Origin of the sequence: Anaerococcus lactolyticus ATCC 51172 (genome assembly GCF_000156575.1) — a bacterium.
GTDB classification, from domain to species: Bacteria; Bacillota; Clostridia; order Tissierellales; family Peptoniphilaceae; genus Anaerococcus; species Anaerococcus lactolyticus.
Genome location: NZ_GG666045.1, coordinates 152,918 through 166,064 on the forward strand (window position 1 = coordinate 152,918; position 13,147 = coordinate 166,064).

The window sequence follows — 13,147 nt, forward strand, 5'->3', positions numbered from 1 at the left end:
AAAAATGAACTACTAGATGCTAAAAAACAAGCAGTCCATAAATGGGCTAGATATGATATAAAGACCGATTATAAATATGGCGTTGTATTCGGACCTTATAATGGTATTAGTGCAGGACCAGAATACCTTTATAAATCATATTCCATTAACAAAACCTGGTGGAATAGAATAGATCTTTCAGACAGATTTGATACTACCTTTATGGAAGTCGGAGAAGTTGGATACGAAAAGAGTGTTATAAATGAATATAGTGATACAATTTATAGATATGTCAAACAAAGCGATGGTGGCATGAAATGTACTGGAGTAGGAGAATCTCAAATAGTTAGCTCTTCCCAAAGTAAGGGTAAGTACAACTCTTCTGTTGAATCAACCAACGAGTTCGCTTATCCAAAAAGTGGAGTTAAAGATGGTTATTGGTACGAATATATTGGACTAAGCAAGTAAATAAAACTCAATGAGTAATAAAATGAAATTAATTATCGCAGAAAAACCTTCAGTCGCAAAATCTATAGCTAATGTGTTAGGTTGCAACCAACAACAAGACGGATATATAGAAGGTCGATCTTGCATAGTGACATGGACAGGGGGTCATCTAGTAACTCTAGATGACCCTGAATCATATAATCCGTCATGCAACCATTGGAATAAGGCTGACCTACCAATCTTACCAAGACCTTTTAAAACAAAGTTAATATCATCAAAATCCCACCAATACAAGGTGGTTAAGAATTTAATAAACGATAAGAGGATAGAGAGTGTTGTCTGTGCTACAGATGCAGGTAGAGAAGGAGAACTTATATTCAGGCTAGTGTATGACAAAATAGGAACTAAAAAGACATTTACAAGAATGTGGATTCAATCAATGGAAGATCCAGCACTCCTAGATGAGTTTAATAAAGCAAAAGATGGACACGCCTATGACAATTTAAGTGAAAGTGCCAAAGCAAGGCAAGAAGCTGATTGGTTGGTAGGGATAAATCTTACTAGGCTAGTGTCTATTGAAAATAACAAAAAATTTACGATAGGAAGGGTACAGACTCCTACACTAAACTTAATAAATGCAAGATGTGAAGAAAAAGAAAACTTTAAACCTCAAAAATATAACACAATTCAAGCAGATATAAGCCTTGATGGCAAGGTTATAACATTTGAAACTGAAAGAATAGAAACACAAGAATCGAATTGTAAAATGTCCTCGATGTCAAGTGAACTTGAAATTGAAGAAGTTATTAGTGAAGAAAAAACCACTAAAGCTCCTAAATTGTATGATTTAACTAATTTACAAAGAGCTGCTAATAAGAAATTTGGTTTAAGTGCTAAGCAGACACTAGATATAGCACAAAGCCTTTATGAAGCTAAATATATATCCTACCCAAGAACAGATAGTGAGTATATAACATCTGATATGGTTGAATCAGTAAGGCAGCTTATAGGCAGTCACGTTGATAGCGATATGTTTGACAATGTAGAAAAAATCGCTAATAACAAGAAAGTTAGCGACCATACAGCACTATTGCCGACAATATATTCAATCGATAAAAAAGACGAGATCAACAATCTCGACAAGAATCATATAAACATATATACGCTTATTTATATGCAGCTTTTAAAAGCAGTTTCCAAAAACTATAGGTATATGCAAACGAAAATAAAAGCTATTAGTGGCGATATAGACCTATACACTGTTGGAAAAGTAGACATAGATCAAGGATTTAAAAAGCTAGAAAGCAAAGACAATGCTGCAAAATCAGAAAAAGACTTAAGTGGATTAGAAGAAGGTATGTCATATCCAATAACAGACACCAGGCTAATGGATAAAACCACAAAACCACCAGCCTACTATAATGATGATAGTCTACTAAAAGCTATGAAAACAGCAGGTTCTGGATTATACGAAAAAGGTTTAGAGATTGAAAGAACAGGTCTAGGGACGACAGCGACTAGAGCTGATATAATCGAAGGACTAATTAAAAATGGTTATATCGAAAGGTCTAAAAAAGATATTGTAATCACAGAGCTAGGCAAACAATTATTGAGTGTAGCACCTGAAAAACTTAAAGAAGTAGAGCTAACTGTTAATTGGGAAAATGAATTGGCAAAAATTTCCGAAGGCGAAAAAGATAAAAATAGTTTTATACTAAAAATAGAAAACTATTTAAAGGAAATTGTTAAATCGTATGAAGGCGATGAGAGTATGAAGGTAGAAGAAACTATCATTGGAACTTGCCCTTACTGTCAGGGTAATGTTTACATTAATGATAGATCCATAAATTGTGAAAACTCTAAGCATGGAAAAAATAAAGGGAATTGCAGGCTAAGCACACTTAGGATTATATCAGGTCATAAGCTTGATGAAGATGAAGCGAAGTCGCTCATAGAAAATGGAAAAACACCATTAATAACAGACTTCAAATCTAAGAAAGGAAATAAATTTTCTGCCTATGTAATTCTTGCAAGTAATGGAGCATATCCAACAACCCTTGAATTTCCAGACAAAAAATCTTAAGGGGTGATTAGATGACTGATAGAGTTGCAAGTCAAACAAGTGCTATGACTCAAAAATTAGCAGAGGTTCTATTTAGAACATTTCAAGATGAAAGCTTGAAAATGATTAGAGCGTCAAAGCAAAAAACAGCTGATTTAATAAAAGAATCAAAACTGAAAAAGTTTGGTGAGTACGATTTGGAAAAACTAAATAGATTATCAGGATCATATGGATTAGGTAATATAAACCTTGATAAGTCATATTATGGAGTGTTTGAAGAATTTGCTATAAAAAACAAGATGCCTTTTGCTAAAACAGAAGATGAAAAAGGTAATTATAACGTCTACTTTTCAAATAAAAATAAAAAGGAAATGGCGTATTTCCCAAAATTTGTTTTAAATAAAAATGAATTAAACAAAGACGATATAATCAACCATGCAAAAATGGGAAAATCTAAAGAAATACTTGTAATAAACAACATCACTGAAGATGAAATGAAGATAATCAACCTTTTGAAAGAAAGCAATAATCTAAAATATGCTAAAGTTGACAATAGATTGGTAATTTCAAAAGATGACTATAAGAAGTTTTTAGATGAGTACAGGGAAGTAAAGGCAATATTGAAAGGCAAAGATGGGAAAGACCTTATAGAATCACTTAATAACAAAAAAATGTTAAATGAAGTGATTAAATATAAGGATAAAAAAGACATCGAGCAAAACAGGAACTACATAATTGTAGATGCTGCAAATCCTAATAAAACAATTGACTTATACAAAGAAAAACAAAAATATTTAACCAATAAAGATAATCTTACAGAAGACGAGATAAACAAAATACTAAAGCAAAGCTGGTATATGACCACACCTGTAATCATGACTGATATAGAATATACTAACTTGTTAAGAATGAATCCAGGTGAACAGATTGAACTGCTAAACACTAAGGCAAAATATATCTTCATAGAAGAAATACGAGATGAACTTAACCCTGAACAAATATCAGAAATTGATATTAACATCAATATAAAAGAAGAACAACTTAGCAATTCAAAAACATTTTCAGCAAAAGACTTTGATATTATCTTAAACTCAAAAGATGATAGTAAGGATATAAGTACCGAAATAAGTAAGGATAGAAGTAGATGACCAAAAGAAAAGATTATGATGGAGTACCCGTATATAGGGAAACACCTGGTGATAGAAAGAGGATAATTAAATACTTTTTCATACCTACATTTGTCATTTATCTTTTCTTTCTACTACACTTGTCTTATGTTGTAAATTATATTAATACATCTAAAGGATTAAACGCTATTAATGAAGCATTTGAAAATATAACTAATTCACCATTTAATATTTACTTTGATCCTGGGATTGTATTTAAAGGATTAATAGTGTATATCCTAGTTTTTGCCTTTTCAACTATGTATTTTTTATCAAAACCATATAAATATAGGGCAAAGGTAGGAGATGAACAAGGGTCAGCTAAGTGGAATGACAATATCAAAAAATACAATAAGCATTATTCTTTTCCTAAAGGTGAAACTTATTCAGAAATAACATATAAAATAGACGACAAAGAAGAACTTGCTAAGGATTGGAAAATTAAACCAATCGAGAAAAAATATGAGGATAGCAAAAATAAAAATCTACAACAAGAAGGCTATGTTATAAGTCCAAACATGATTTTGTCAAAAAATGTTAATCTATCAATGAGAGGGAAAGAAACATTCAGAAACAATAACATTATTGTTATCGGTGGTTCAGGTACTGGAAAATCTAGATATTTTGCTAAACCTAACTTATTAAATGCTAATGCCAGCTACATCGTTACCGATCCATCAGGAGAGCTGCTACAATCACATGGCAAGTATCTACAGAGTATGGGATATGATATAAAGGTTTTTAACCTTGTAGATATGGACTTATCGCACACATATAACCCATTTTCATACATTCGTGATGAGAATGGAGTTTATCAGATGATAAGCACCTTTATATTAAATACAACCCCAAGTGGTCAATCATCATCAGATCCATTTTGGGAAAATGCTGAAAAAATGCTACTAACTGCAATATGCTTTTTGCTATATGAATCATACGTAGACGATGATGGCAATAAAATAGATGGTACTTTTGCAGAAGTGACCAGGCTTATTGGATATGCAATACCTGAAAAAGAAGGGAAAGAAACAAAGCTAGATTTAATATTCAAAGAAGTAGAAAAGGCTAATCCTGAATCTATTGCACTTTTTAACTATAGAAACTTTAAACAGGCTGCTGGAGATACAGCAAAATCTATCGTAATATCAGCACAAGCAAGACTTTTCCCTTTTTCACTACCTAAGATTAAAAATCTAACATCATCAAATGACATTAATTTAGAAACAATAGGAGAAAGAAAAACAGCCTTGTTCGCAATTTTACCATCAGCTGATACAACATTTAACTGGATTGTATCGCTTATGTACTCTCAACTTTTTGAAACCTTATATTATAAAGCAGAGCATAGAGCGAGCAAGTCTTTAGCTATACCAGTTAGGTTTATACTAGATGAGTTTGCAAATATAGGTAAAATTCCTGATTTTACCAATAAATTGGCAACTATGAGAAAATACGATATATCGTGTTCTGTGATTTTACAAAACCTGAATCAGCTTGAAAAAATGTACGAAAAAGACCACAAGTCCCTAGTAGGTAACTGTGATACAACAGTTTTTCTGGGATCTGGAGAAAAAGATACAATGGAATATTTTTCAAAGATTCTAGGCTCGACAACAATATACAAGAAATCTACTGGAGAATCGTTAGGTAGAAATAAATCATATTCAAGAAATGAAGACGTTATAAAAAGAGAATTGATGACCCCTGATGAAATAGGAGTCATGGATAATGAATTGTCGATTATCACCATAAGAGGTGAACGACCATTTAAAGATGAGAAGTTCCCATACGAAAAGCACCCGATGTATAAGTATTGTGGTGACGGTGGTGGACAGGAGCTTTTCTTAAATCCTGAAGTTATAAAAGAAATGGCTAAAGCCTATGAAATTAATAAAGAATTGCCATCTAACAATGATGAAGAAATAAAGAAAATAGACGAGCAATTGTCTGACTATAAAACAATTAAAGATTGGTCAAATGAAGATATCAATATTGTTGATTATATACTATTTTCATAAATTTAAAGGAGTAAAAATGAAAAATAAATTAATACAATTACAAGATAAAATAGAAAATAATAAAATATCACTAAAAATAAAAAGAAAAATTGTGGCTTTTCTAAGCCCTATGCTTGTTATCTTATCCCCTTATATTGCGTATGCTGATATATCGGGTGTAAATATGGACGTTGATGAAAATACAGCCTTTGCTGGCATGATCAACGTTGTTATAAAGATAGCTAAGTATGTAGGTATTTCACTAGTAATTGTCGGTATAATAACTTTCCTAGAAGCACAACACAGTGAAAATCCTGAAAGAAAAACTACATCTATTAAATTATTTGTTACAGGTGTATGTTTAGTAGGAATAGAATATCTTCTAAAAGCTACAGGATTGGTTCATTAAGAAAGGCTAAAAAATGACAGCAAGTTTTTTATATAAACTTTGGCGACTTTGTTTTTTAGACGTTACAGACATTGCTAGAACCCTTCTAGGGATAAACCCTCTAGAAGGGGGATTTGAACTTAGATATGGAGCTGGATCGAATGGTGAGGTTGTAGGAACTGATATAGCAAGTCTTTATAACAATTACTTTGTACCTATGGCTTTATCTTTCCTCATAACTGTAGTGGTTATAATTTTGCTGCAAAAGATTGCATTTGAGGGAATAACAAAAGAAGCTGGCATAAAGGTAATGATAGGTTTTTTAATAAGCCTTATGGTGATTACCAATGGATTAAAAATAGGTAGAAATGCTATAAAATTAGGAAATGCAGCAGCACTTAAAATATACGATAGTTCTTCAATTTTAACAGGTGAAGCAGTAAACTCTGACAAGACAGATGAAGCAACTGGAACGGAAGGTGATCAAAGTCTTAATAACTTGAATAACTTTCTAAAGACTATAGATCCTGAACTTGAAATTGCAAAAGATGGTGAGGGATATAAATATAAATCTAATGGCGGCGGATTTGGTGGCTACTTGTTTTCGATGGCTTACAAATTAGTTCCAAGTATGTTTGCTGGGTTGTTAATACTATTTTTTGTACTTGGCAACTTTGTCTGTATTGGAGTAATGGGATCAGTTTTAATAACAAGAATGTTAGAACTAATATTGAAGGTATTAGGAATACCTATAGCTGCTTTAGAGTTTGCATTAAACGGCTATAATTCATCTTCTATGAGATATTTAAAATCTTTAATAGCAGTGTCAATACAAGGTGTTTTTATTGTATTGATCCTATGGTTAAAAGCAAGAATGTCATTAATTCTTATAAAAATCATAGGGGAATCAACAAGAGGTGTTTATGGTGGAATGATATTCATAGTTCTAACATTAGCAGTAACAGCAGCTTTTACAGGTATGTTAATAAAATCCCAACAATACGCTAGAGAAGTGGTAGGTGTTTAGATGAAAGATATTAAAATACCTAAAGAAGTAAGTGAATATGAAGCTAAGTTAATAGGCTCACTTACAGCCAGACAAGCTGCTTCATTATCTGTTGGTACTGTCACTATGTTTTTAGCTTATATCTTTTTAAGGGACTATTTTTACGCTCCAATAATAATAATAGTATGCAGCATAATATTAATTCCCTTTATAGGTTTTGCCTGGTTAAAACCATATGGTGTAAAAATTGAAAAAATTGCAAAATTGATTGTTACATCTAGGCTTAGATCAAGCAAAAGAGGATATAAAATAAGCAACTCTACACTTAGAACAATAAAAAGCATATTCATAACAAATTCTAAAAAGCAAAAATCAAAAAAGACAAAAAAAGATAGATATGACGAAAATGAAGCGAATATTTTATCTAAAAAGGTTGAAAACAACTTAAATAAATTGAAGAAAAAACAAGAAAAACAATTTAGCAAAGAATATAAAGGTGTAAGAAAGTAGGTTAAATGAGCAAGAAAAGTATATTTTTGACTTCTAAGTCAAGTAGAAGAAAACTTAAGCCTTTCACCCTACTCGATAAGGGAATATCAGTAGATAAAAAAGTGATTAAGTTTTTCGATATAAATGAAATAAAGAACGATAAATTAATAGAATTAATTAAGAGTTCTGAAAAAGTTAGTATTACAGTTTCTACCAACAAAAAAGATGGAAAATACTTTAATAAGAACATATTAAGAACTGAAGGCGACACTGACCTGGACTTATTATCATATGAAGATGCTGATATAATGGAATTTATATCAAGCATTTACAACAATGATGACAGGTTAAATGAAGTATATAACAACAAGATAACAAATGTATATGATGAGATCGATGTAATTGCTCCTGATAGATTGATTGAAAATGATTCATATATTGAAATTGACAATCAATATATAAGAGCATATACAATTATCAATCCAATTATCGATATAGATGAAATTAAGCAATTTATGGACTCTAATATCGAAAAAATATATACGGTATTTTTTGAAAAACTAAAAGTTGATGATTTAAAAGCTAATCTTGAAAAGTATTATAGCATGGAAATTAATAAGCTAGAAAAATACGGTGCTAGAAGTGAGATTTTAAATCAGATAGAACAAATTGAAAATAAGCGTGATAAATTTCTCAAAGAGCTTGATGAAAACAAAGGAGTTATATATACAAAAAGTGCTATATTAACCATAAAATCTGATAGTATTACAAGTCTTGAAAAAGACGAAGATATGATTAGAAAATATTTGCTAAACGAGGGGTCTATTATAAGACCCCTTTATACTAACAATTTATTAGCACTAAACTCTCAAGCTCTAGGAGTAAGCTATATAAACAACAAGTCAGTCTTTTCTTTTGATAATGAAATTGACTTAAATTTGAGAAAATATTTGTCAATGAATGAGTTTAAAAAGAACTTTTATAAAACAAAAAGTAGACTTAGTACACAAGATACCATATTCTTAGATGATTTTATTAAAGACGGAATCTTACATTTAGGAAATGGTAAATACTCAAAATCTTTTAAAATAAAATCTATAAACTTTGAAACTTTAGATGAGGAAGAACAAGAAAAAATCATTTTAAGATACCAGGAGTTTTTAAATTCATTCACCAAAGAAGTAGAAGTATATGTAACAATAAATAATAAAAAAATATATATCGATGAATTTACAAAGGAGATTTTATTAAAAGATAAAAATGATAATAAGGATTATCTAAGAAAAGAATATAATGATATGCTTTTAGATAAAATCAGTAAAGGCATCAACTCAATACAAAGAGAAAGATATGTGACTCTAAGTCTAGAAGCCGACTCATATAAGGAAGCTATTGAAAAATTCAACATCTATACTGACCTGATGAAAAGATCGATTAAAACTATAGGATCAGGAGATAAAAACAATTCTGACCTAGAAGTGTTGACCGAGGAAGATAGGATAGAAATTTTATTTAATTTGTTAAATCCTGAAAAAGGCAAATATCTAAAATATTATAATATTGAAAAAATGAGAAAAGAAGGACTTACAGTAGCTGATATTATATCTCCTGATTTTGTGGATATAACGCCTAACTATATAAAAATTAATGATTATTATGTATCGTTTTACTTTATATCAGAGCTGCCTAACTTGTTAAATCCGAGCTTTTTTGCTGGTATTAATGAAGAATTTAATGAGCAGATACTAACGACAGTAATATACAATCCTTACGAACAAAAAGAAGCTGTTAAGCTAATATCATCACAATATCTTAATTACAATGCAGAACTAGAATCATTAAATAAAAGATCTAAATTAAATAACTCACTTTTTATAATTCCACCAAAGCTTGAAGTTGCGATAGAAGAAACCAAAGCTCTATTAGATGACGTTACTGTCAGGGATCAGAAACTTTTCAAAACAAACGTTGTAGTAGGTGTATATGGAAAAACTAAGGTGGAAATGGATAAAAACGCAAGTCTTCTAAAAGATTATTGTGATAGAAAAATGGTAAACCTAACAATAGCAAAGAATATGCAAGAATATGCTTTAAATTCATGCTTGCCTATAGGACAAGATATGCTGCCTATGAAAAGATCGCTTACAAGTGAAGCTGGAGCTGTATATATGCCATTTAAAACTCAAAATATACTAGATCCATCAGGAATGTATTATGGTGTAAATCCTGCAAATAAGGATTTAATACTTGTAAATAGGAAGAAGTTTAAAAATGGCAATGGTTTCATTTTAGGAAAACCAGGTGGTGGTAAATCTTTTGCTGCTAAAAATGAAATTTTAAATACTATTTTAACAACAGATGATGATGTTATAATTGTCGACCCAGAAAATGAGTATAAAGACTTGTGTTTATCACTCAATGGAGAATATATCCCTATCGAGCAATCATCACCATACCATATGAATCTTTTTGATATAGAAGAAAACGACAAGGAAGATGGTGGTCTTGAAGGGTCTATTAAAGAAAAAGTTGGCTTTATAACAGGCTGCATTGGTCTGATGATGGAAAGAGCATTAACTATTGAAGAAAATGCTATACTAGACGATTGTATTACTCAAATATATAAATCGTGGTTTAAATATGTGAGTGAACAAAAGCAAAATCAACAAGAAGTCAATTATAAGTATTTTCCGACATTAACAACCTTAAGGGAAAAGCTGGCATCACTTCAAGGTAGAGAAAAGAATGAAGCATACTCTTTAATAACTGCTCTTAGAATGTACACAACTGGTTCTTTAAATATGTTTGACCAACTATCAAATATAAACCCTAAAAATAGGCTAGCTGTATTTTCAATAAGAGGACTAAACAATGAAGGAGTGCTTAAAAAGCTTGCGATGAACATTATTATGGATCAGCTTTGGCAAAGACTTCTCAGAAATGGTAAAAATGGTAGACCTACCTGGATATACATCGATGAAATATACCTATTATTCGATAATGCAAACTCAATGAATTTCTTAAGGAATTTATGGAAAAGAGCTAGAAAATATAATGGTTTTCCAACAGGAATTACTCAAAATGTAGATGACTTGTTGGCTATTCATGATGCCAGGACTATGTTATCAAATGCTGATTTTGTTATGATGCTAACACAATCTTCTATAGATAAGTTAGGATTAGCAAACTTATACAACCTAGGTGAAACTTTGCAAACTTATATTACCGACTCTGAACCAGGACATGGATTAATTCATACAGAGTTTGGAACTATACCATTTGAAAATAAATTTCCTAAAAATACGCATATGTATGAGGTAATGACAACTAACCCAGCCGAAAAAGCTGAAATCCAAAGGAGAAAGCAAAATGAAATTGATAGAGCTAATAAAGTCAAAGAAGCAAGCAAATGAAATGCTAAGAAAAGAAATAATAAAAGAATCTGATAAGTGGAAAGAAATAAGGAAACAAAATAGAAATGACAAAGAATGACAAAACTACAATAAACGGTGATGATCTAAGAGCTTTAATTCCTTTTTTAGCTTGTAATTCGGATTATTCATTTGCTGTTATCAATTCAATTTATCATGAATATAAATATGATAGAGGACACAAAACAAGTCCTCTATACATATTTACTGAAAAAGAATTTAAAAATTATATAACAACAAAAAATCGAAAACCAAGCAATGAAAAGCCTTATCTAACTCCTATTTACGACATAAGCAGCGATCAAACTGTTTGGTTTAATTTATATACCGATAAAAACTTTGATGCTTATAAGCCTAACAATCCGAGCCAAGTGAGAGAAGAAATAAAAATAATATTTAACTCTTTAGTTGAATTTTATAATAGGCACATGATAGTAGTAAAATTTGATACTGATGAGATATATAAAGATTCCTATAAGTATTATAACCTGGAAGAAAGGGAGTTAATATTTTATGATTATAAAGGTCTAGTGGAAAAAATATATGTTCTACTTGAAGTCTTATTAAAAAGTGTTTTTATGACAGATAATAAGATATTAATTAATTTGGTGTTTTATGAGGTTTTAAATAGGAAAGTCGTTTTAAGCATTATTGATAATGAATATTCTGATATATCGATTAATCAATTACAAAATATATATGAATATAGCAGAATAATTCTAGAGTTTATAAACACACTGCTTGCTGACCCAGGATATATAGAAAGTGGAGATCCTGATGAAAATTCTGTAGTCGATCAACGAGAAAATATTAATAGTATTATATTTTCAGATAAGGATATTATAGAAGTTTTTAGTGAAATTCAGGATTATAAAATGAATCTACTATTAAATAGTATTGATGAGATAAATATATTACAATCATATAAACATTGGAATTTAGGGGATAAAAATAAGTATATAGCAAGTATAAAAGATATTGATAGTATGAAGGATCTATCTAATAAACTAAATTCTTATTCGGACGAAAAAGTAAAAGCGATTTTACTAAATAATCAATATAATTTGCAAATAATAAGGAGTAAAAAGAATAATGTCAAACAAGCCTGATTACATTAATAAAGAAGTAGAAATAGATAATGATATAAACTCTAACATATACAAAAACCAAAGTGAAATTACAAAAAAAGATGTAATAATAGCAGCTTCAGGACTGACTGATAGTGGTGAATTAAAATCAACTGTTGAACTATATTGGGATCTAGATGAGCAAGGCATTAAATCTAACTACAAGGAGCTTGAAGTTACGGAAGCAATGTTAAAAATAAACAATATTAGTGGATTTATCCAGGTGGAACTTGTCTTTGATAAAGGTGAATTTCAATTAAATATTTTACATGAATTTTTAAGTGAATATTTTTCGCCAAATGCAAATACAAATAGATCTTTAGAGGTTAGAATAATACCTAAAAGCATGGAGGGAGAGGTTATGATGATAGCTAACGACCCTATAATGATGTCAGTATCGAGCTTTAACTTGAATGATTTAGATACCATTCAGCTGCTTTTTGAGGATTCAAACGTAGAAATCGGATATATAGGAAATAAGGATATTAATTGGGAAATAGAAACATTACCAATAAATTTTGAAAAACCAATTATATAAAAGGGGATAATATGAATTTAGTAATTTTAAAAGGAAGATTAATACAAGATCCAGAAATGCACGAACTTAGTAATTGCGAATTATGTGTATTAAAGATTGGAGTAATGAAGGATTTAAGCAAAGAAAAAATACAAGAAAAAATAGAAAATGGAGAATACATTTATGACATATATACTATATTGGTATTTAATAAATATGGGCAAGTTCTAAAAGATGCCTTAAAGAAAGGATCAAATATACTTGTAGAGGGCAGGTTGTCAAAAAACAAAGTAGAAAAAAATGGCAAAATCTACTATAATACAAGTATAGTAGGTAAAAGAATTACATTCTTAGATAAGGCTAATGATCAAACAGATCTATTAGAAAGAAAAGAAGAATTTTTTGAAGATGATTTTCAAGAAGTAAATCCAGAGGAGTTTGGAGTCGTTTATAATGACTCTGTAAATGATTCTATGCCATTTTAAAGGTATAAATACCTTCTAAAAAAAATAAAATGCCTTAAAACGCAAAATAAGAA

At 30.2% G+C, this 13,147-nt stretch carries 12 protein-coding genes; all 12 read left to right on the forward strand.

Annotation, left to right across the window (positions count from 1 at the left end; genetic code table 11):
* Positions 1-447, forward strand: a 447-nt coding sequence (locus HMPREF0072_RS12145; RefSeq protein ID WP_004827394.1) for a hypothetical protein, incomplete at its 5' end; no start/stop codon positions are given.
* A gap of 22 nt (positions 448-469) precedes the next feature.
* Positions 470-2,509: a type IA DNA topoisomerase gene (locus tag HMPREF0072_RS03310; protein WP_050755262.1), complete on the forward strand. Its 2,040-nt coding sequence runs from the start codon at positions 470-472 to the stop codon at positions 2,507-2,509.
* A gap of 11 nt (positions 2,510-2,520) precedes the next feature.
* Complete coding sequence (locus HMPREF0072_RS03315; RefSeq protein WP_004827396.1) at positions 2,521-3,636, forward strand: hypothetical protein; 1,116 nt, start codon at positions 2,521-2,523, stop codon at positions 3,634-3,636.
* Positions 3,633-5,672 (forward strand): VirD4-like conjugal transfer protein, CD1115 family, encoded by a 2,040-nt coding sequence (locus HMPREF0072_RS11060; protein ID WP_004827397.1) that lies wholly within the window; start codon positions 3,633-3,635, stop codon positions 5,670-5,672. Before HMPREF0072_RS03315 ends, HMPREF0072_RS11060 begins: the two co-directional genes overlap by 4 nt.
* A gap of 16 nt (positions 5,673-5,688) precedes the next feature.
* The gene (locus HMPREF0072_RS03325; RefSeq protein WP_039931067.1) at positions 5,689-6,060 is read left to right on the forward strand and encodes a DUF6750 family protein; all 372 of its coding nucleotides are present in this window, start codon (positions 5,689-5,691) and stop codon (positions 6,058-6,060) included.
* Between the two features lie 13 nt (positions 6,061-6,073).
* Positions 6,074-7,066 carry a hypothetical protein gene (locus tag HMPREF0072_RS03330; RefSeq protein ID WP_004827399.1) on the forward strand — a complete coding sequence of 331 codons (993 nt, stop codon included), beginning with the start codon at positions 6,074-6,076 and terminating at the stop codon, positions 7,064-7,066.
* The gene (locus HMPREF0072_RS03335; RefSeq protein ID WP_004827400.1) at positions 7,067-7,555 is read left to right on the forward strand and encodes a PrgI family protein; all 489 of its coding nucleotides are present in this window, start codon (positions 7,067-7,069) and stop codon (positions 7,553-7,555) included. It abuts the gene before it with no gap.
* 5 nt (positions 7,556-7,560) lie between these two features.
* The gene (locus HMPREF0072_RS03340) at positions 7,561-10,947 is read left to right on the forward strand and encodes a VirB4-like conjugal transfer ATPase, CD1110 family (protein WP_004827401.1); all 3,387 of its coding nucleotides are present in this window, start codon (positions 7,561-7,563) and stop codon (positions 10,945-10,947) included.
* Positions 10,904-11,026 carry a hypothetical protein gene (locus HMPREF0072_RS12585; RefSeq protein WP_282633075.1) on the forward strand — a complete coding sequence of 41 codons (123 nt, stop codon included), beginning with the start codon at positions 10,904-10,906 and terminating at the stop codon, positions 11,024-11,026. Before HMPREF0072_RS03340 ends, HMPREF0072_RS12585 begins: the two co-directional genes overlap by 44 nt.
* A complete protein-coding gene (locus HMPREF0072_RS03345) occupies positions 11,013-12,074 on the forward strand; it encodes a hypothetical protein (RefSeq protein ID WP_004827402.1) in 1,062 nt (353 codons plus the stop codon). Before HMPREF0072_RS12585 ends, HMPREF0072_RS03345 begins: the two co-directional genes overlap by 14 nt.
* Positions 12,058-12,630, forward strand: coding sequence for a hypothetical protein (locus HMPREF0072_RS03350; protein ID WP_004827403.1), 573 nt, complete (start codon positions 12,058-12,060; stop codon positions 12,628-12,630). Before HMPREF0072_RS03345 ends, HMPREF0072_RS03350 begins: the two co-directional genes overlap by 17 nt.
* An 11-nt stretch (positions 12,631-12,641) precedes the next feature.
* Positions 12,642-13,094, forward strand: a complete 453-nt coding sequence (locus tag HMPREF0072_RS03355; protein WP_004827404.1) for a single-stranded DNA-binding protein — start codon at positions 12,642-12,644, stop codon at positions 13,092-13,094.
* Positions 13,095-13,147 lie beyond the last annotated feature (53 nt).